A 19,135-nucleotide genomic window follows, 5' to 3' on the forward strand; every position below is an offset into this window, starting at 1 on the left:
GTACGTCGCGATGTGCTCCGTACCGGCGTACCGGCGACGGCGTACCGCGTCGGCGGCCGCGCCCAGCGCGTGCAGCGGGGCGTCCCGGTACAGGTCGAGCGCCTCCTCGGGGGTGATCCGCCCACCCTCGGCGGCACGGTCGAGGACGGACTGAAGGTCGGCCTTCTCGGTCACCGGAGCGTCCCTTTCGTAAGGGTGTGGACGGACCGATCCAGCGTACGCCAGGAGATTGGATCACCCGACGTCAGGCCGACGCCGGGCCGGAGTCAGGCGGGCGTGGACCCGGAGTCAGGCGGGCGCCGGGCCGGCATCGGGCGGGCGCCGGGCCGGCGTCAGGCCGCGTACGCCCCGATGAGGGTCCCCACAAAGGCGCCCGCGATGAGAAAGGGGCCGAAGGGGATCGAGGTCTTGCGCCCGGCCCTGCGGACGACGACGAGCCCCAACCCGTACAGCCCGCCGAACAGGAAGCCGGCGAAGGTGCCCAGCACCAAGCTCCCCCACCCGTACCACCCGAGCACGGCCCCGAGCCCGAGGGCGAGCTTCACATCCCCGAACCCCATCCCCTGCGGATTGATGAGGAAGAGCACGAAGTACCCGGCGCCGAGCGCGAGCGCGCCGAGCAGCGCGGTCAGCCACTCTCCGGCGTGTTCGGGCACCGCCGCGACGACGGCGAGCAGGGCGAGCGCCGCCCCGGCGAGCGACAGCGTCAGCACGTCCGGCAACCGCTGCACCGTGAAGTCGACGACCGCCAGAAGTACGCCGAGGGGAGCGAGCAGGAGCCAGACGCCCAGCTCGGGCCGAGTGCCGGTCGCCGCGGCGAGGGCCGCACAGACGAGCGCGGTGGCGAGGGCCACGAAGGGCGCGCTGGGCCCGTAGGCATGACCGCCGCCGTCACGGCAGCGGGCCACGCCGATCCAGCCGCCGATGGCATGGCCGTCCGGGCAGCGGTCGCGCCAGTCCTCCTCCGGCTCCACGGAGAACCGGTAGGCGCAGCGCGGTATGAGCAGCCCGAGGGCGGCTCCCCAGACGGCGGCGGCGCCCGGCAGCCATTGATCGAGATCCACCCGCACACCTTACGTATGCGCCCGCGGCCGCAGGACGCGTGCGCCGGCCACTTTGTACGGATGTCACTGCATGTCATTCGGCCATCACCAACCCGTAACGGTTACTGGCTCGATCACCCTCTGGCGCGATTCGTGCGGTATCTGTTGCGCCATGGAGAGGATCACGAGCGCACCGGGCGACGGACCGACGCTCGAGTCGCTACCGAAAGAACCGCTGCTCACATCGGAGTTCGATGCCGATCCGGCCGGCGTGTACGAGCGGCTGCGCAGCCAGTACGGCCCCGTGGCACCGGTGGAACTGATGGGCGTACCGGTGTGGCTGGTTCTCGGCTATCGCGAGGTCCTGGAGGTGCTGCGGAACGAGAGTGTGTGGCGCCGCGACGTCCGGCACTGGAGGGCGCGGGCGCAGGGCCTGCTGCCGCCCGACTGGCCGCTGCTCGCGGGGTACGAAGTACGGCAGACGATGTTCATGGACGACGAGGAGCACCGGCTCGCCCGGCAGACACACAACTCGGCGCTGCACCCCTTCCAGGACGGGCACAGCCCGCAGGGGTGGGAACTGCGGACGGCGGTCGCCCAGTACACGGACGAACTCGTCGGCACGCTGGCCGCGGAGTCGGGACCCTTCGGAGTCGCCGACATGTGCGCGCAGTACACCAGGCCGCTGCTGCTGATGGTGACCACCAAGCTGTTCGGCTTCCCCAGCGACCTCGGCGACGAGCTGGTCATGGATCTGTGGCTGATGCTCGACGGCGGTCCGGGGGCCGGGCCCGCCACCGGGCGCGCTCTGGCGGCCATGACCCAGGTGGCCGCCCTCCGCCGGGAGCGCCCCGGCGACGACCTGACGTCGCACATGCTGCTCGCGGACCCCGGCCTCTCCGACGAACAGCTCGGCCGTGAGCTGTTCATGAACGCCGTCTACCTCAACGACATCACCAACACCATGGTGCTGAACACGTTGTTGGAGGTGCTGCTCGGCAACACGGCGGTGCGCCGCACCCTGTCGACCGGGCAGCTCGAGGAGACGCTCAACCGTGCGGTGCTGATCAATCCGCCGACCGCCAACCTGCCCTTCCGCTTTGCCGCGCGGGACGTGCGGCTGGGCAACTTCTGGGTGCGAGCCGGCGATGTCGCCATGCCGTCGGCCGCGGCCGCCCACCAGGACATGCTGTCGACCGGCTCCTCCCACATCGCCGACTCCGTGAACAGCACGCGGGCGCACCTGGGCTGGGGCGCCGGGCATCACCAGTGCCCCGGCGCCGCCCGCGAGCTGGGAAGCATGATCGTGACCACCGCTGTGGGGCGTTTCTTCGAGCACTTCGACTGGGCGGAACTCGCGGTTCCGGAGCATCGGTTGCTGTGGCGGTCAGGGCCGATGGTGCGAGGTCTGCGGAAACTTCCGGTACGTTACGAGCTCGCCGCCACCAGCACGGCACGGCAACCGGCACCGGCCGCCCGGATACGGGACGGCGCCGAGGATGCGGAGGCCCGCCGGGCGACCGACAGCCAGACGGGCGGACTGCTGTCGGCCCTGCGGAGGCTGATGCCCGGCGGACGGTGATGCCTGGCGGGCAGTGAGGTCGCACCACCTACGCCGCCGGGCAAGGGGCGCGGCCCTTCAGGGGCTCGGGGAACTGCGCGACCGGCCCCAGACGGCCCGCAGCCGAGGTGCGAGCCGTGTTGGGGGGGGGCGGAGGGCGCAGCCCCCGTTTCGCAAGGCCCTGTCCGAGCTGGGCTAGGCCCTATACGACGGGCCGGGTCCTACACGACCCGGGCCAGGTCCTACACGACCCGGGCCAGGTCCTATACGACCCGGGCCAGGTCCTATCCGGCCGCCACGACCGCGCTGCGCCACGTCGGCAGCAGCTCGTCCAGCAACGCCTCCGTACGCGGCGGCAGCCCTCGCGCCCCGCTGCGCGAAACAAGGTCCGCGGCCAGCCTCTTCAGTCGGTCGTCGTCCCCGGTCGAGTGGGTCGCGCGCAGCAACTCGTGCCAGAGCCGCTCGTCGCCCGGGGCGGAGCCCAGCGCCGCGTTGAGCGCCTCGATCGCCTTCTCCGCCCGGTCCTTCTCCAGGTGGAACGTGGACAGGGCGAGCCCGATGTCCGCGACGAGCAGCGGCAGTTGGGCGTCGATGATCTCGTGGGTGAGCCAGCCGTAGCGACCCGCAGGCCGCTCGGCCAGCAGCGGCCCGCGCACGAGCACGAGCGCATCGGTCAGCAACCGCCCGCGCACCGCACGGTTGTTGATCCCGCGTCCCTGCGTCGCCTCGTGGTACAGCGACCGCAGCACATCGAGGTCGGACACGACCGACTTGGCGAGCGTGAGCCGCCCGGTCGCGTCGGTGCCCAGCCGCGGCGTACCGTCCGGGTCGTTGCCCAGCCAGTCGCGCAGCCGCTCGACGAGCGCGTCGCGTACGTCCTCCGTCACGCCGCGCGGCCACAGGGCCGAGGACAGCACCCGGGGGTGCACACCCTCCCGGTGCAGAAGGAGCAGCGCCAACGCCTCGTGCATCAGCGGACTGCGCTCGCCGTCCGGCGTGTCGAGGCCGATGATCTCGTACGGCCCGACGAGTCGCGCGTACACCGCGGGGCGCCCCTGCTCGCTGATGTCGACGAGGAACGGCGGAGCGGAGGACGGGCCGGTCTCCTCGCGCTCGGGGTCCGCCTCGACGAACAGCTCGACGACCGCCCGCTGCTGCGCCACCGGCAGGAGCTGCGCGTCGAGTTCGAGCCCGAGCAGCGGTGCGAGCAGCTTGCCCTCGCTCGTGATCTCCATCTCCCAGGCGGCTCCGGGCAGATCGCCCGACTCCGTACCGACGAGATAGCCGATGCCCAACCGGCTCGCGTCCGCGGCGAGTTCGGCGAGCTTGATCGCGTCGTCCGCGGACGGTTCGGCGGCGAGCAGGACGAGGTGCGGGGCCCAGCGGGTGTGCTGAGCGGGCCCGGTACGTCCGGTGAGGACGGAGTCGTGACCGGCGGCACCGAGCGCTCCGCGCCGCTGCCGGGTCTCCGCCTCCATGGTCTCCATCAGGGCCTCGATGTCGTCGAGGTGGCGCAGTCGGTTGGGCGCGAGGGGAGTCAGGTCCTGCCCGAAGCCGACGAGCGTGATCGTCATGCGGTCGGACCACCCGTTGGTGGCCAACTCGGCCGCCACGGAGGCGAACACGCCGGCGCGGTCCCGCTCGCTGCCGCTCAGCGACACGATGCCGGGCACGGACTCCAGGTTGAGCAGCAGCCGCGAGTCGTCCATCGTGCCGAGGCTGACGAGCCCCGGGTACGGGGCCGCCGTGTCGACCTCCTCGTAACGCTCGGCGTCGTCGCGCGCCAGCATCCAGAACGTCTGGTCCTGCCCGAGCTGCCACGGCGCCGGGGGCCGCCCGGCGGGCTGCGCGAGTTGCAGATGCAGATCGCCGTTGCTCATCCAGGCCGCGTACACGGTCGGCAGCGGCCGCGACTCCTCGGCGAGCGAGGCGGCGAGACCGCGCAGGGACCGGTCGAGAAGCCGTACGCCCTCGGGGTCGGCGCCGACGAGCAGCGCGTCCTGGACGTCGGCGGCCGCACCGGTGGGCGTCGGCGGCTCCATCATGCCGCGGCGCCCACCGACGGCACCGAGGGCCGACTGCCACAGGGCCTGACGGCGCCGGCGGCCGAGGGCACCGAGGAGACCGGCGGCGAGGAGGGGGGCGCCGAGGAGGGCCTGCGGGAGCCCGAACCCACTCTCGTCCCCGGCCTCCGCGCCGGAACTGGCGTGCTCCTGGCCCTGCTGGCCCTGCTGTCCCTGCTGTCCCTGGTCGTACGAACCGGACGGGCGCTGCTCGGGAATCGTGATCTGCGTGGTGTCGCGATCGCCGGCCCGATCGCCCTGCCGGTCTGCGCCCTGCTGCTGATCGCCGCCGCCGGTCTTGGCGTAGTCGGAGATCTGCTGCTGGACCTCCTCCGAAACCTTCGGGGCCTCGTCGGGCATCTCGACGAGGTCGCCGCCGCGGGCGTCGCCGGGCATCTCCAGGATCCAGCCGGGCCGGATGAGGCTGGCCTCGGAGAGCTTCGAACCGTCGGGCTGCTCACGGTCCTTGTTGAGCTGGTAGATCTCCTTGTACCGCCGCCCGTCGCCGAGATGACGCTCGGCGATCTCCCAGAGGGAGTCGTGGTGACGCCCCTCCGGCGGCTGGATCCGGTAGAACTTCGTGTCGTCGCCCTCAGCGGTGCTCCCACTGTCGGCGGCGTGGGACGCGGCGTTGGCGGCCTGCTCGGCCAGCGCGGCGGCGGCACTGGAAGCGGACTGCTCCTGCTGCTGCCCCAGCAGCCCACCGGGCGTCTGCTGGGCCGCGGCGGCGGCCGGCCGCTGGTTGCCCTCCAACTGCTGCCCCAGCTGCGACAGTCCCGGCGTGAAGCTGGCCGCGGTCGCACCGACGAGCAACAGCGCGGCGACAAGCTGCCGCGCGAGCAACTGGCTCGGCCCGGCGCCGGGCACGCGGTTCGGCAGCCCGACGCCCGACAGCGCGGCCTTCATCTCGACGAGGACGCAGGCGGTGAACTGGGCCCAGGCGAACCAGACGACGACGGTCAGCACGTTGATGAACGTGCCTACGGTGATCTCCTGCTGCAGCCAGCTCAGACTCGGCGTCCCGCTCGGCAACGGCCACCCGATCTGCGTGGCCAGCGCCCCGGGCACTCCGACCAGAAGAACAAGCAGGGCGACGAAGGCGAAGAACGCCTTCACGAAGTCCCCGAAACTACGCCGCCGCCGGGGCAGTGGCTGCGGCGTCCGATTCCTCGGACCCGGCGAACTGCCCGTCGAGCTGGAAGTGGTGCGTCGCGCCATGGCGGGTGTCCTGGTGTTGTGTGGTGTGTGGAGGGAGTGGAGTTGGGGGTGTACTGAGCCTACCGAGATCTTATTGAGGGAGTCGAAGGCCAGACAGGGGGCACCTCTTGCCCGACGGCCTGTTTGCTCACCCCACGCCCGCTAAGCCGGAGTTGTCCATCGAGAGTGGATCACGCCACCACATGGGATCCGGGGCCTTCGCAACTGTCACGTCACAGTTCTCACGATCCCCACACAATCCCCCATCGCTGCTCCGAAGCCCGCAACCGGCCCCTGATAGCTTCGTTCTCTGTTGCACACACGCCTTATCTAGGGGGAGTACGCCCGTGGCCCGCCGCACCGTGACCACCGCCGCCACGTTCGCCGCAACCGCGGCGCTTCTACTCACAGCTTGCGGTGGGGGTGACGATTCGTCGCCGGATGACATCAAGGGGGCGGACAAGGGGTCGAGCAGTCCGTCGGCTTCGGCTTCGAAGGCAGACGCGGACCAGCCGGACCTCTCGCTGCCGAAGAGCGTGGACCTGGTCTTCGACTTCGACAAGCCGTCCGACGCCAAGCACGCAGCGGCGCTCGCCAACGCGCAGAACTATATCCGCGCCATGTACCACGGCATCGTCGCGCAAGACCCGAACGACCCTGCTTACCAGTACTACTCGGGCGACCAAGCCGCGCAGTACGTCAAGTCGCAGATCCAGGAGTGGGTGAAGGGAGGCTGGACCCCCACCGGGACGGAGAAGTACTACGACGAGGACATCTCCACACTGAGCGGCGGCAAGCGAGTCCTTGTCAACTTCTGCAGCAACCAAGCCAAGATCTACGGCAAGGAGATCAAGACCGGCAAGGTTCTGTACACCAAGGAGAGCCTGGACAGCTACCAGAAATTCAGTCTGCTCATGGTCCCCTCGTCCGGCTCCCCCCAGGTCTGGAAGGCGCAGGTCATCCAGGTCACTGGCAAGGCGAAGGAGTGCCAGGCATGAGGGTGTCGGCGCCCTCGCGAATCTTGGTCCCGATCGCTGCCGGGATGCTCATGTGGAGCGGCAGCAACGCATATGCCGACATCCCTCCGAACAGAGAAACCAAGCCGTCCGGCGGCAGGCAGGGCAACGAAGTGTTCGCCTCCGCCAAGCAATCCCAGATCAAGGTCACCCAGGTCAGCGGCCCCACCGGGGGCGACAGCGGCAACATCTCCTCGACGGACGTGAACTGGGAGCCGCCGCCCTGCTGGTACGAGCCGGCCTTCACACCCGAGCAACTAAAGGAGTTCTCGGAGACGAAGGGTCAGGGTGACGTCAGCCCCCACGTGTCCTGGTACGGCGAGAAGCTGTGGACGGACCACTACCGGGATGGCAAGGACGCCACCAACTGGAACGACGACCTGTCCACCGCCAAGGGGTATGACAACTACAACCTCGGCAAGGACGGCTACTTCTGGCGCGGCGTCGCACCCGACACCACCAACGAGGATTCCTGGGACTGCGACCGCGTCATGTTCTGGCAGAACGCGGGCGAGATTCCTGAGGTTCCCAACGCTCCCACCGCCAAGACCCTGGCCGAGTACGCCTACAACAAGGTCAAGGTCCCCGACACCGAGATCGAGCTGAAGCCGGAAGCCAAGTCCACGGTGAACCTGCCGACTTGGGCGTGGCTGGACAAGGGCACCTTCAAAGAGGTCAAGGTCCGCGCCGAGCTGCCCAACACCAACCTCTGGGCGGAGACGACGGCGAAGCCGGTCGCCCTGCACCTGGAGCCGGGCACCGAGGACGCCGAGACCTACCCTGCCTCCGGCGACTGCGAGATCAACGACGACGGCTCCATCGGCACCCCGTACAAGAAGGCCAACGCCGGCAAGACCCCGCCGTGCGGCATCAGGTACCTCCGCGCCACCAACGGAGAGCCGTACAAGCTCAGCGCCTCGGTCACCTGGCAGATCACCTGGGAAGGCAACGGCGGCGAAGGCGGCGACCTCCCCGACGGCACCTTCGAGACCACCCAGGACATCAACGTCCAGGAAGTCCAGTCGATCAACCGCTGACGCTCCCCCGGGGAAAGCTCCGTTCACTGATCCGGGAGGAGCAGCCTTGCTCTTCGCTGGCAAGACCGCGACGCCCGCCCAGCTGGTCAGGACAGCCCTTCAGCGCAAGGACATTCAATGATCCGGACGGTTGGATTCTTCCCGGAGCAGCCGGCTCAGTGGGGAGGGATCAAGCACGACGAGTCCATCCACCGCTTAGTGCGGAAGAGCGGGGAATCCGACGAGAACGAGATCGTCGCCTATCTCCTCAATGGGGTCGACATCTTCAGTGAGATGGGCGCCGAAGTCGATGTTCTTTGAGCGGACGGGTTTGTGATCCCAGGAGGGGCTTCCCTCAAGACCGACGGGGAGTGGGTCTGGAGGTACGACCTCCCTCACTACGTCACTGAATACCATCTGGCCCTTCCAGAGGGATTCCTGCGGAGGATCAGAGAGCTCAACTACACCGTTCCACAGCTCGACGAGGATACCCTGTTCACCATTCTCAAGGAAGTGACGGGAATTGACTTCCGGAACCAGTGAGCAGGGGTGGCGGTCAGCACGTGACTCACATTCCTGGGCTCTTCAAGGTTGATGACAGGAAGCCGCAATGGTTGAGGCTGAAGCGGGAGCCCTTTCGTCGGAGATAAGCGTTCGCCTCGCAGACTTCATGGGAACGGCGGAGGATCTTCTTCTTGCTCCCGGCACGAGACAGGACCCGCTGTCCGATGATCCGGACAACCAGGTCCGCGTCGGCATCATGACCGATGGCACATGGGTATGGGACCTGGCCTGGGCCGACCTCGTGGCCATGCACAGGGTATGCCCTAGTGACGAATTTCTCGAGCACGTAAAGGGTCTGAACTTCCGAGTCCCGCAAGTCTCAGAGGAACGAATCATGGAAATCTGCGCAGCTCTGGACATCAATTGAGGATCCCAGCCATGAAGAAGGTACCGGCACCTCACCGGATCGGCGAACCGGAGACCGATACGGAAGGTGCCGTCAACTCTCTGCCCACGGAACTCGTCGACAGACTCTCAGACTTCCTGGAGAGTGCCGAACCTCTGCTCCTTTCACCCGGCACCACACCTGACCCATTTTCCGACAGCGAGCACATGCGAGTGCGTATCGGAATCATGACCGATGGAACATGGGTCTGGCACCTGGCTTGGGCGGACTACGTCCACTACCACAAGGTCGCACCGCCGACTGAGTTCCTTCAGCACGTGGAGTCGGTCAACTTCACAGCTCCAGAGATATCAGAGCAACGTGCGATGCAGATTGCTGAGGTCGAAGCTATTCCTATGCCCGACTAAAGAATGCCCCGTAAATGATCTCCGAGTCGAAGCGGACGCGGCCCCGGCGCTCTGGCCTCGCTTGCCTGGTGCGATTGAGGCTGCATGGGCCTGCCCGGAACAAGCCATGGAACGGGTGTCTTGGCGTTTCCCTGTTGGCTAGGCTGGTTGTGTGCAGTGGCATCAGGTACTCGGCTTCGTGGCCGCAGTCGCGCCCCTCACGTTGATTCCTGGCACTAGCTTCACCCTGGTCACGCAGCAGGTGATCGCTGGTTCGCGGTCTGATGGCGTGCTCGTCACTTTCGGCTCAGCGTGCGGGCTCCTGGTGCACGCAACGTTTGCCGCAGTTGGCTTGTCGGCCTTGGTCATGTCGTCGGCTCAGGCACTGACTGTGGTGAAGCTCCTGGGCGGCATCTATCTCATCTGGTTGGGCGTGACCACGTGGCGCTCGGCGCGTCGAGGCATCGAAGCAACAGCACGGATCCGATGGCGCTTGCCGTGGGCTCAGCTTGGTGGCTTTGGACAGGGACTGTGGTCCAACGTCCTCAATCCGAAGGCGGCGTCGGTCTATCTCAGCCTTGTACCTCAGTTCCTCACGCCCAGCCGCCCAATCGCGCTGCAGATCGCGGCGCTTGCGGTCGCGCATGTAGCCGTCGTCCTTGTGTGGCTGCTGTTCTGGACGTCTGTGGTTGCCGCCGCGCGCACGGCAATCGACACGCCCCGGTTCCGGCATGGGATGAGCCGTCTGGCGGGAGCTGTGCTGGTCGCCTTAGGGATTCGAACCGCAACGGCAAGGTAGTCGTGCGGCATCAGGTACCTCCGCGCCATCAACGGAGAACCGTACAAGCTCAGCGCCTCGGTGACCTGGCAGATCACCTGGGAAGGCAACGGCGGCGAAGGCGGCGACCTCCCCGACGGCACCTGCGAGACCAACCAGGACATCAACGTCCAGGAAGTCCAGTCGATCAACCGCTGACGCCCCGAGGGAAAGCTCAACTGTCGCGTGACGCGGTCAACGCGTTGCGCGGCCCCGGATCGTCGGAACCAGCCTGGACGAGTTCGAGCACACGCCGACGGAACCGGAACGTACTCGACTTTCTGTTGCACAGCCGCTCACAGGGGAGAAGGCCCGTTGGTCCGCCGTACCTTGCCCACCGCCCTCGCATACGCCGCGAGCGCGGCCCTGCTGCTGACCGCGTGCAGCGGGGGTGACGACTCGTCGTCGGATGACATCAACGGTGAGCTCCCGGTATTCGCGCCCAAGGCCACGCTCTTCGCAAAGAACACGAAGGCGCAGCTCAGCTACTGCACCGACGAGAGCAAGGCAGCTACGAAGAACCGCGAGACGGGCAAGGTCGTGGGTAACCCTCGGGGCACCGACCCCAAGGTGTTCTACACCGTCACCATGCAGAAGAGCACGCAGGGCGTGTGGCAGGCCGTATCCACCGCGTCGCCTGAGGACCGAATACCGGGTCCTCCCGGCGAACTCGAAGCCGCACGCGGTACCAAGATGGCAGGGCGGGCCGATCAGCGAGCGCGGCGGGATCGTCCCGGTGCCAGGTCTGGAGTGAGCAGCCCTCTCCTGCGCCCGCCCCGACCCGACAGGCAAGGAATCATGCCCGACATCAACGAATGCCAGATCTGTGGCACCACCGCACCTCCGGTCCCCGGACAGTGCGAGGAGGTGACCGGGTATCGCCTGATTCGGAATCCCTGGAGCCGGGAGCCCTCATTCCTTGATGGCAACCTCCATTTCTCCTGCCTGGAGGAGTCCGACGAGAGTGCAGAATTCTTTGATGAGTTCACGCGGATGCTGCAAGCAGGACACGAGGAGATCGAAAGTCTCGACGGGTCACTCCCTCCGCTGACCAGGATGGGGCTGGGGATGACCCAGATCTTCGCCGGTTCCGAATGCTGCATCTTTCAGAGCGGCGTCTCCGATCGATGGATGGTGGTGAAGCGCACAGGCCCATGGTTCCATCTGAGGCACGCGGATCTCCTCGCCATCGCGAGCGGAACCTCCCCGAAGTCCCCTGCCGCCGTCATTCCGTACCGTCTCCCCATTGATCCAGGGAGCGAGGTCGGCGAGTGGAGTCTTCCTGAATTGCTCGCTGCGCTCGGAGTCGAGGACAGGTACGCGGCCACGGCGAACTTGGAGGGCGTCGAGTACGAGGTCGTCGACTATTACCCGCCCAAACACCTCCTTGAGTATGTGGCCGCAGCACCCCTGCCCATTCCGGACGAGGCCCGCGCTTTCCTGGCGAGCCACGCGGAGACGTACACCCCCGTCAGCTTCGAAGATGAGCAGGACTCATGACGACGACTGACGCCGCACCCGTCGGAGTGTCCCTCTCCGTCCCGGAGTCCTGGTGGGAGTTCGACATCCGCCCCGATGGGCGCGAATCGACGATCCGCTCCCTCGTCGACGAGCGGACCCGTGAGGTACCCGAACTCCCCTCCTACCGTTCCGACTTGACGAACATGCTCCGCAAGATGGCCAAGGACGCCCACGACTCCGGCGCGATCTACATGGGCTGGCGGAGAATTTCGACGGGGTGCCGCTGTGGGCCACCGTCACTGTTAGCGTGCTGGGCTCGAAGAATAAACACGGAGTGGCCCTCTCCACCGACCCCCGCGCCATCGCCGACAGCCTCCGCACCATCACGCCTGGCTCTGTAGGTGAGAACGGGCAACGTTTGTCGACGGTTTTGGGCAGCACTTAGCGATCACAGGGCTCGAGAATGTCGATGAGAAGTAGCAGCACTGGTGCTTCAGATGCCCTGCGAGGTTGGTCTTGGATCCGTGTCGCTGGTTTGAGGTGCGGTGTTTGCGTGGCTCGTTCGGGGGTTCGGTGTTGGATGCCTGGCCGCTCCGCTCACTCGGTCATTCCTCCACGGCTGCGTCGCCGTAGCGCCGCGCGACCTCATGGAACGCCTCCTTGGGTCTGCACGCGCCGTCGCCGGTCACTGCCACGATCCCGAAGCCGGCCTTGTCGAGGTCGAGACGAGGATCTTCGTGACGCGGGAAGTCGGGCATGGCGAAGGTGAACACGAAGCAGCCGTGCACGCGCTCGGCGTCGTACTGGTCGATGAGTTCACCGAGGTAGCGGGCCTGGACGGCCTCGTCACGGGGGTGGTCGCCACGGATACGCGGCGGTACGGCGAACCAGTTGACGATCCAGAAGGAACCGGCTCCCCGCTGGTCGGCTCCGGTGAAGGCACCGCACCCGAACTCGGTGATGACGACGGGCTTGTCGTGGTCGCGAACCAGGGCACGCAGGCGGTCTGCGTAGGTGGTGCGGTTGCGGCCGGAACGGTAGAAGCTGACGCCGACCACGTCGAACAGCGACCAGTCGACGTGTTCCCACCCGGCCGCGGAGTAGGTGACCGGCCCGCCGAAGCGGTGCCGCGCGGTGGTCACGGCGGTGGTGAGCAGCCTGTGGAGCCGCCGGTCGATCCTGCGCCGCAGCAGGCGATGGAAACGCACGATGAGCTTCAGGCGCAGGAACGACCGAGGTCCGGGGACGATGCCGGGCACGGTGTGGGAGAACTCGCTGCCGACCAGGAGCGTCACCCGGTCCGGGTGTTCCCGGCGGAGTTCTTCGGCCGCCTCGGCGACGGCGTCCAGGTGCACCAGCAGCTTCGGCTGAGGCAGCTCGGGAACGCTGGGCCGGATGTAGACGCCGAGACCGGTCTCGAGGGCGGTGCGGGCGGCATCGGTCAACCGCTTCCCGACCCCGATGAGCATCACGGTGGTGCACTGCAGATCCCGGGCGATGACCTCCATGTCCCGCCGCACGTCATCGGTGCTCGCCTCGCCGACCAGGTAGGAGATGCCGCGGACGGTCAGCATGCGCTCGGCTCCTGTCGACGCAGACGGTGGGCGGCTATGAGGAGAAGGACGGAGACACCACCGAGCATCGCGGCGTTGACCGCATACTTCACCGTGAAATCCACGTTGTCGCCGAGCGGTTCGACCAGGAAGGACAGCCCGGCGCGGACGACGAGGGCACTGCCCGCGGCGGCCAGTACGTGCCGACGGTCCCAGCCCTGGCGGCGCGACCAGCGCAGCAGCAGCCAGCCGAGTACGACCATGGCGACCACATTCACCGTCACCCCCGCCCAGGTCGCCGGCAGCAGCTGACTGGCATACCAGGCAACCCCTGTGACACCGCCGACCAGCCACCACGACGGCGCCTTCGCAGACGACCGGGTCCTCGCAGGCCGGACGGTGAACGCGGCGGCGATCAGGGCGATGGCGACCACTGCGGCGCAAATAGGCTGCGCCGGGCCGGCGGTGGGGTCCGCTGCCGTGTCGTTGTGGACCAGCGCGGCGCTCAGCGCCCACAGCAGCACCATGACGCCGACGCCGACCGGGCCCAGCCACCGCCGGTTCGCGATGCGCGGGGCACAGGATTCGACCACCGCGATCGGAGCGGCGAAACTCCAGATCACATGCCCCCCGACATAGTTCAGCAAGCGCGCCGCATCGACCCCCAGGCCCGGGATGAGGGTGACCAGCGCCTGGGTCGCCCAGTCGGGGCCATCGGCGTCGACCTCATTGTCGAACAGGGTCTGGTCGATCAAGCCGGCCTGGATCACCCCGAAGGCCGCGCTCAACAACAGGATCGTCGGCCAGCCGCGACCTGTGCGCCGAGTGATCTCGCGGATGAGCACCGCGACGGTTCCGTAGAGCGGCGCGAGGATGAGCAGGCCCGCCAGCAGCTCCAGCGGCCGACCCGTGCTTTCGCCGTAGCCGATGAGGTACTCCGCGCTGATCGGGGACAGCACCAGCAGGCCGGCCACGGCCGCCCAGCGGTGCCGAAACCGGGGCAGCCAGGCGGGAGCGCATATTACGGGCATGAGGATCCTTTGGGGGCCGGGTCGTCATCGGTCCGGTCGACGCTAGAGCGACCGTCGGCGGTCGGGCATCCGTCTTCCCTCCAGGAGCGCATGACTTCCGTCTAGAAGTGCGTGGCCCTCCGTTCATGCGCGGCCTGACGTCGGTTCATGCCTGACCCCATGCCGATCTCACGCGGGCGCGAGCGCCTGCCTTGCGGCGTGTTCTTCTCGTCCACGGCCTCGACCAGTCTGTTGACCAGTTTGGTGGCGAGTGTGCAGTGGACCCGGTAGCCAGCCATGGCGGCTTCGGGGCCAAGAGCGATGAGCAGGTGGGACGTGCCGGTGCCGGAGTCGCCGATCAGGCAGAAAGGCAGGCCCTCCTAGATCCAGTCGCAGGTGGCCAGGGTGTGGAGGACGGCCGGAACAACGTGGGGGTTGGCCTCGAAATCGAAGCTCCGCAGGGACTTCAGTACGCATCCAGCCGAGTCCCGCGGGGCCGCCGGTCTCTTCCGGGGATCCGGCCACACCGACTCCAACGCCGCTTTGACCGTACGGAATCCGACACCGTGCTCGCGCATCAAGGCCCGCTAGGACATCCCCGCCCGGGCTTCACGGCGGATCGCCGCGTACAGATCGATCTTCGACTTCAGTGGCGCCATCGCACCCTCATCCCGCAGAGCACCCCCAGGCTCCCACCGCAAGCCCCCGGGTGTTGCCGGAACTCAGCAACACTGTCCTCCGGGAAAGCCGTGCGTTCTCCGCTCTGAGCGACAAGTGGTGTCAGCTCCCACGTACAAAATCATCACGCCCCGCCGCGAGAGCGACGCCTGGCGGAAAGTGACGACCGTCGACATCCCCGAAGTCGGCCCCGCCGCCCGCACGTTCGGCATCGAGGACGTACCCGTGTCGAAGGGCGACAGCCGCACCCTGCGCATGGCACTGACGCAGACGTACATCCCTGTCCCCGGAACCACCGACCAGGTCGTGCTCGTCTCCGGTGGCAGCCCGGTCCTGAACCTTGCGGAGGCGTTCCACGATATCTTCGACGCGGTGACGGGTACCTTCCGCTTCGTATAGGCACCACTCGTACGGACACCAGCCGCCCGCCGCACGGACACCACAGGGGGATCAGACATGGCCAAGCCGGACCTCGCGCTGCCGCTCAGTGACCTGGAGGACTACGGGACTCGGCTGCGGGACATCAAGACGCGCATGAACCACACCAAGAAGCTTTTCGAGTCCTACAAGGACGACATAGGCGACGACGGTGTCTACGAGAAGCTCGAGGACTTCGAGTCCAACTGGGAGGACGGCCGCGAGGATATCAACCAGCAGCTCGACGCGCTGGCCCAGATGTCCGAGGCCGTCGTACGGGAGTTCAAGAAGCTCGACGACGATCTGGCCAAGCAGGTCTCGGAGGGCGTGAAGAACGAGGGCAAGGGCGGAAAGAAGGGCGGCGACGGAGGCAAGGGCGGCGGAGACAAGTAAGCCGCCCTGCCCCCCCAGAGGCCTCGCGACATCGGGGCGCGTCTCCTTACGTCGCGTAGCCCACCGCCCCAGCGCGAGGCAGCACCGCCCACATCCGCGTACCGCCGCCCGGCTCGCGGACCTCGCCAAAGCCCCAGTCGCCACCGCACGCGCCGACCACGCAGGACAGGACCCGCAGTGCCGCTCGGCGCCTCGCGTCGCAGGCCGCCGCGAGGCGTGGGTGCGAGTGGCGCGGGTGTCCGTCGTAGAGGATCACGCGGAGGGCTCCCTCCCGGTAGCGGAGGGATACGTACACCTCGGCAGTGGGTGTGAAACGACAGGCACAGGCGGCTAGTTCACCTACCACCTGGACCGCTGCGTCCATCACGTCCCGCAAGCCGTACGCGCGCAGGATCGTGCGGGTCGCCGCGCGGGCGATGGCCGGGGAGACCAGCGTGGCCGGGAGCGTGAGGCTGTAGGCCAGGTCTTCGGGGGACGGGGGTGCCGGCGTCGCCAGTACAGGGATCGGGCTGGGGCAGGCCGAGGCGGTATCGGGCAAGGCAACTCCCTTGAGAGTCCTGAGGATTCGGTGCTGCCCTCTCTCCCCGCGCCGGTGGCCTGTCTCCCTGGCGCGGGCCCGCCCCTCCCAGGGCAGGAGGTTCCGGGCAGGCTCGCGCGATGCGCTTCCGGCGACGGAGATCGCGTAAGCGATCTGTCACTGACTGTAGACGACGGAGTCACTGTGTCCATTCCTTCGGAGATAATTACCCCCACACCTATTGGACCTTGACGCCGCTCGCAGGCAGACTGAGAGCCGTTCACGGCACGAGAAGGGGTGGCATGGCGACGAGAACCACGCCGACGGAACGGCAGAAGCGGCTGGGGGCCGAGCTGCGCAAGATGCGCCTTGCGGCCGGCGCCACCACCGAGTACGCCGCCGGGCTGCTCGGAATTGACCGGACCCGATTGTCCAACATGGAGTCGGGAATCCGGCCTTTCTCGCCCGAGCGCATCCGCACGCTGGCCTCTAACTATGCCTGCACGGACGACAGTTACGTCGAAGCGCTGGCCGCCATCGCCGAGGGCAAGGAACGAGGCTGGTGGGAGAAGCACCGGGGCACCCTGCCCTCCGGACTGCTGGACATCGCCGAACTCGAGTGGCACGCCGCGCGCGTGCGGACCGCACAGGTCATGCACGTACCGGGGCTGCTCCAGACCGAGGAGTACGCCCGCGCCGTGTTCGCGGCCGTCCTGCCACCCCTGAGCCGACTCGAGGTCGAACTACGCGTCGCCCACCGCATGGAGCGACAACAGGTCTTCAAGCGACCAGCACCGCTTCCGTACGTCGCCTACGTCCACGAAGCCGCCCTGCGCATGCCGTTCGGCGGCGCCGACGTGACCCGACAGCAGCTCAAGCACCTCTGTGCTCTCTCCGAACGCGAGACCACACAGGTGCGCGTCATTCCCACCAGCGTGGGCGGATTCCCCGGAGCAGGGCACGCACTGCTGTACGCGGACGGCGCCGTGCCCCAACTCGACACCGTTCAACTGGACTCCGCACACGGACCGGAATTCACCGGCGCCGAAGCACAGCTCACCAAGTACCGTGCCCACCTGGACTGGATGGCCGACGCGGCGCTGCCTCCTGCAGCTTCGCGCGACCTCATCCGCGAAGTCGCCCTCGAACTCTGAACTCCAAGGAAGACACCGTGACCGGCATCAACTGGGAAGACCCGTACTGCGGCGAAGGCAACAACTGCTTCCGCATAGGCACCGACGACCACGACAACGCCTACATCGCCCTCGCCGGACAAGAGGACCACTACCTCACCGACAGCCGCGAAGCGCTCCGTACCCTCATCCGGGACATCAAGGCGGGCAAGGCCGACCACCTGCTGTAGGCGGGGGTCAGCCGACCTCGTTCTCCGCCACAGCCTGGCCGTGGACCACGACGTCGCCGCCGTAGAACATTCCCGTGAAGACCGGGGAGTACGTGAGCTGGACGTCGACCTCCACCTCGTCGGGGTTGGCGGCGACGCAGTGGGTGGCGCCGATGTCCGCGCCGGTCATGCCCATTTCGCGGGCGAACGCCTTCACTCGGGCGTTGCAGTTCTCGTAGAGGATGGGAGCGCCGGCCCCCGGGTTCTCGTACAGCTCCTCGAGGTCCACGTCCTGGGCGGCGTAGCGGGCGGCCTGTTCCGCTATGTCGGCGGCGCGTTCCCGTTTGGAGATGGACAGGCCGCCGTCGATCACGAAGGCCGACAAGGAGAGGAAGACCAGCGCGAAGATGATGACTGCGCCGGCGCCCGAGCCACGGTCGTCGAGGCGTGCGCGGCGTGCGTCCGCCCAAGCGCGTACGGCACTTCGGATGCGCCCGTTCATTACCCCCATCACGCCTTCCTCTTGAAGGGGTCCAGCGGCGCGGTGAACGACGACGTCAGCGTGGTCGGCACGTCCAGGCCGAGCATGGCCAAGCCTCGTACCTCGCAGCTGACCTCGACGGTGAACAGGTCGGCGTCCGCAAAGCCGGCGCTGGTCTTGGTCACCGACACCGGGCCCGAGCAGACGTCAGCCAGATCGGCCTCCGCGGCCTTCGTCGCCTCCGCCATCGCGGGGCCCACCTCGCGCTGCAGGGAGCCCGAGCGAGCCGCGTCCCGCGCTGCCCCGTCGAGTGCCCCGCGCCCGTCGACCAGTTGCCCGAAGGCCACGAGGACGAGGATGAAGAGGATCATCACCGGGGCGAGGATCACGACCTCGATGGTGGACAGCCCGCGGTCACGGTCGCTGCCCTGCTCTCGGCCTCGCTCGTAGCCGTCAGCGAAAGCCCGCACCCACGCACGTACGAAAGAGCGCATCTAGTTCTGGCCCTCCTCCACGAACCGCTCCACCGGCCCCACCGACTGCGCGTGCACCGTCAGGTCCAGCCCCGGAAACACCGTGGGCACGCGGGCCGTGATCTCCACGCCCACCGTGTTCTGCTCCGGCTGGAGCATGGCCACGTCGGGCCCCAGGACCAACTGCGGCCCCAGCTGGGTGATGTAGCTGTCGACGACATTCCGCGCCTCGCCTCGCCACGCGCCCGGCCGTTCGTCGGCCGTCGCGCGTGCCTTCCGCGCGCCCGCCTGGGCCGCCGCCTGGGCCACATGGTCGGCGAAGAAGTACAGCGCGAACTGCACCGTCGCGAAAATCATGAAGAAGAGTACGGGCGTGAGCAGCACGAACTCGATCGCGGTCATGCCGGAGTCGCCGCGGGCGGAGGCGGCCTCCACCCGGCGGCGTACCCAGCGTCGTACGCTCACCAGTAACCCCGTATGGATGTGGATGTGGAAAGAGTCAGCAGGTGCTGCCGGCGTCGGCACCCTTGATGCAGTCGCCCACCTTGTTGGCGCCGTCGCTCAGCGCGGCGTTGATGATCGCGGCGACCACGCCGACGATCGCCACGACGACCGCCGAGATGATGACCCACTCCACCGCGGACGCACCGCGGTCGAGCTCGCCGGAGCGGGCACGCTGCACCCGGCCCTGGAGGAAGGTGATCAGGAAGTCCACCCCCGGGATCCCGGTGCTGAAGTTCCGTCCGTTCATGGTGAGTTGTCCTCTCAAAGCAATTTCAAGCTGTTCGGAACCGTTTCGGA

21 protein-coding genes and 3 pseudogenes are annotated in these 19,135 nt (G+C 67.7%); 13 read left to right on the top strand and 11 right to left on the bottom strand.

The features are described 5' to 3' along the window. Together FGD71_RS11495 and FGD71_RS11500 are read right to left on the bottom strand one after the other, a co-directional pair. A pseudogene (locus FGD71_RS11495) lies at positions 1-174 on the bottom strand (dehypoxanthine futalosine cyclase); the annotation flags it as partial. A 158-nt stretch (positions 175-332) separates the two neighbouring features. After that, positions 333-1,064 carry a prepilin peptidase gene (locus tag FGD71_RS11500; RefSeq protein ID WP_240436532.1) on the bottom strand — a complete coding sequence of 244 codons (732 nt, stop codon included), beginning with the start codon at positions 1,062-1,064 and terminating at the stop codon, positions 333-335. A 151-nt stretch (positions 1,065-1,215) separates the two neighbouring features. Between FGD71_RS11500 and FGD71_RS11505 the strand changes: the two genes are divergently transcribed. Next, the gene (locus FGD71_RS11505; protein ID WP_119100308.1) at positions 1,216-2,625 is read left to right on the top strand and encodes a cytochrome P450 family protein; all 1,410 of its coding nucleotides are present in this window, start codon (positions 1,216-1,218) and stop codon (positions 2,623-2,625) included. 263 nt (positions 2,626-2,888) lie between these two features. Here the strand turns inward: FGD71_RS11505 and FGD71_RS11510 are convergent, their stop codons facing one another. Further along, positions 2,889-5,885 carry a BTAD domain-containing putative transcriptional regulator gene (locus FGD71_RS11510; protein WP_119100309.1) on the bottom strand — a complete coding sequence of 999 codons (2,997 nt, stop codon included), beginning with the start codon at positions 5,883-5,885 and terminating at the stop codon, positions 2,889-2,891. A 326-nt stretch (positions 5,886-6,211) separates the two neighbouring features. On the opposite strand from FGD71_RS11510, the gene FGD71_RS11515 reads away from it, so the two are divergent. The 8 genes from FGD71_RS11515 to FGD71_RS48750 all read left to right on the top strand — a co-directional run bounded on the left by FGD71_RS11515 (position 6,212) and on the right by FGD71_RS48750 (position 11,509). Further along, positions 6,212-6,862 carry a hypothetical protein gene (locus FGD71_RS11515; RefSeq protein WP_119100310.1) on the top strand — a complete coding sequence of 217 codons (651 nt, stop codon included), beginning with the start codon at positions 6,212-6,214 and terminating at the stop codon, positions 6,860-6,862. Next, entirely contained in the window at positions 6,859-7,917 is a 1,059-nt protein-coding gene (locus FGD71_RS11520; RefSeq protein WP_119100311.1) for a hypothetical protein, read from the top strand. The genes FGD71_RS11515 and FGD71_RS11520 overlap by 4 nt, the downstream gene beginning before the upstream one ends. Before the next feature lie 117 nt (positions 7,918-8,034). Continuing rightward, a complete protein-coding gene (locus FGD71_RS11525; protein ID WP_119100312.1) occupies positions 8,035-8,217 on the top strand; it encodes a hypothetical protein in 183 nt (60 codons plus the stop codon). A 12-nt stretch (positions 8,218-8,229) separates the two neighbouring features. Then, positions 8,230-8,439, top strand: coding sequence for a hypothetical protein (locus FGD71_RS11530; protein WP_119100313.1), 210 nt, complete (start codon positions 8,230-8,232; stop codon positions 8,437-8,439). A 67-nt stretch (positions 8,440-8,506) separates the two neighbouring features. Next, complete coding sequence (locus tag FGD71_RS11535; protein WP_119100314.1) at positions 8,507-8,827, top strand: hypothetical protein; 321 nt, start codon at positions 8,507-8,509, stop codon at positions 8,825-8,827. A gap of 11 nt (positions 8,828-8,838) precedes the next feature. Continuing rightward, positions 8,839-9,213, top strand: coding sequence for a hypothetical protein (locus FGD71_RS11540; RefSeq protein ID WP_119100315.1), 375 nt, complete (start codon positions 8,839-8,841; stop codon positions 9,211-9,213). Between the two features lie 151 nt (positions 9,214-9,364). Beyond that, complete coding sequence (locus tag FGD71_RS11545) at positions 9,365-9,991, top strand: LysE family translocator (protein ID WP_119100316.1); 627 nt, start codon at positions 9,365-9,367, stop codon at positions 9,989-9,991. A gap of 348 nt (positions 9,992-10,339) precedes the next feature. Then, on the top strand, positions 10,340-11,509 hold the full coding sequence (locus FGD71_RS48750) for a hypothetical protein (RefSeq protein ID WP_240436533.1): 1,170 nt from the start codon (positions 10,340-10,342) through the stop codon (positions 11,507-11,509). A gap of 566 nt (positions 11,510-12,075) precedes the next feature. On the opposite strand, the gene FGD71_RS11560 is transcribed toward FGD71_RS48750, so the two are convergent. The 3 genes and pseudogenes from FGD71_RS11560 to FGD71_RS11570 form a co-directional block, all read right to left on the bottom strand. Then, positions 12,076-13,044, bottom strand: a complete 969-nt coding sequence (locus FGD71_RS11560; protein WP_119100317.1) for a glycoside hydrolase family 113 — start codon at positions 13,042-13,044, stop codon at positions 12,076-12,078. Then, the gene (locus FGD71_RS11565; protein ID WP_119100318.1) at positions 13,038-14,054 is read right to left on the bottom strand and encodes a hypothetical protein; all 1,017 of its coding nucleotides are present in this window, start codon (positions 14,052-14,054) and stop codon (positions 13,038-13,040) included. The genes FGD71_RS11560 and FGD71_RS11565 overlap by 7 nt, the downstream gene beginning before the upstream one ends. Positions 14,055-14,257: 203 nt before the next feature. Beyond that, positions 14,258-14,500: pseudogene (locus FGD71_RS11570) on the bottom strand (ATP-binding protein); the annotation flags it as partial. A gap of 334 nt (positions 14,501-14,834) precedes the next feature. On the opposite strand from FGD71_RS11570, the pseudogene FGD71_RS11575 reads away from it, so the two are divergent. Together FGD71_RS11575 and FGD71_RS11580 are read left to right on the top strand one after the other, a co-directional pair. Next, a pseudogene (locus FGD71_RS11575) lies at positions 14,835-15,110 on the top strand (hypothetical protein); the annotation flags it as partial. 57 nt (positions 15,111-15,167) lie between these two features. Further along, entirely contained in the window at positions 15,168-15,521 is a 354-nt protein-coding gene (locus FGD71_RS11580; RefSeq protein ID WP_119100319.1) for a hypothetical protein, read from the top strand. A 46-nt stretch (positions 15,522-15,567) separates the two neighbouring features. On the opposite strand, the gene FGD71_RS11585 is transcribed toward FGD71_RS11580, so the two are convergent. After that, positions 15,568-16,059 carry an ATP-binding protein gene (locus FGD71_RS11585; RefSeq protein ID WP_240436534.1) on the bottom strand — a complete coding sequence of 164 codons (492 nt, stop codon included), beginning with the start codon at positions 16,057-16,059 and terminating at the stop codon, positions 15,568-15,570. Between the two features lie 281 nt (positions 16,060-16,340). On the opposite strand from FGD71_RS11585, the gene FGD71_RS11590 reads away from it, so the two are divergent. Then, a complete protein-coding gene (locus FGD71_RS11590) occupies positions 16,341-17,192 on the top strand; it encodes a helix-turn-helix domain-containing protein (RefSeq protein WP_119100320.1) in 852 nt (283 codons plus the stop codon). A gap of 17 nt (positions 17,193-17,209) precedes the next feature. Next, positions 17,210-17,401, top strand: coding sequence for a hypothetical protein (locus FGD71_RS11595; RefSeq protein WP_119100321.1), 192 nt, complete (start codon positions 17,210-17,212; stop codon positions 17,399-17,401). A 7-nt stretch (positions 17,402-17,408) separates the two neighbouring features. On the opposite strand, the gene FGD71_RS11600 is transcribed toward FGD71_RS11595, so the two are convergent. The 4 genes from FGD71_RS11600 to FGD71_RS11615 all read right to left on the bottom strand — a co-directional run bounded on the left by FGD71_RS11600 (position 17,409) and on the right by FGD71_RS11615 (position 19,085). Then, positions 17,409-17,891, bottom strand: coding sequence for a pilus assembly protein TadG-related protein (locus FGD71_RS11600; protein WP_420878269.1), 483 nt, complete (start codon positions 17,889-17,891; stop codon positions 17,409-17,411). Continuing rightward, the gene (locus FGD71_RS11605) at positions 17,891-18,355 is read right to left on the bottom strand and encodes a TadE/TadG family type IV pilus assembly protein (protein ID WP_119100322.1); all 465 of its coding nucleotides are present in this window, start codon (positions 18,353-18,355) and stop codon (positions 17,891-17,893) included. Before FGD71_RS11605 ends, FGD71_RS11600 begins: the two co-directional genes overlap by 1 nt. After that, entirely contained in the window at positions 18,356-18,736 is a 381-nt protein-coding gene (locus tag FGD71_RS11610) for a TadE family protein (protein WP_240436541.1), read from the bottom strand. A gap of 97 nt (positions 18,737-18,833) precedes the next feature. Beyond that, the gene (locus FGD71_RS11615) at positions 18,834-19,085 is read right to left on the bottom strand and encodes a hypothetical protein (protein ID WP_055610899.1); all 252 of its coding nucleotides are present in this window, start codon (positions 19,083-19,085) and stop codon (positions 18,834-18,836) included. Between the last annotated feature and the right edge of the window lie 50 nt (positions 19,086-19,135).

This window comes from Streptomyces sporangiiformans (assembly GCF_005768555.2).
Lineage (GTDB): Bacteria > Actinomycetota > Actinomycetes > Streptomycetales > Streptomycetaceae > Streptomyces > Streptomyces sporangiiformans.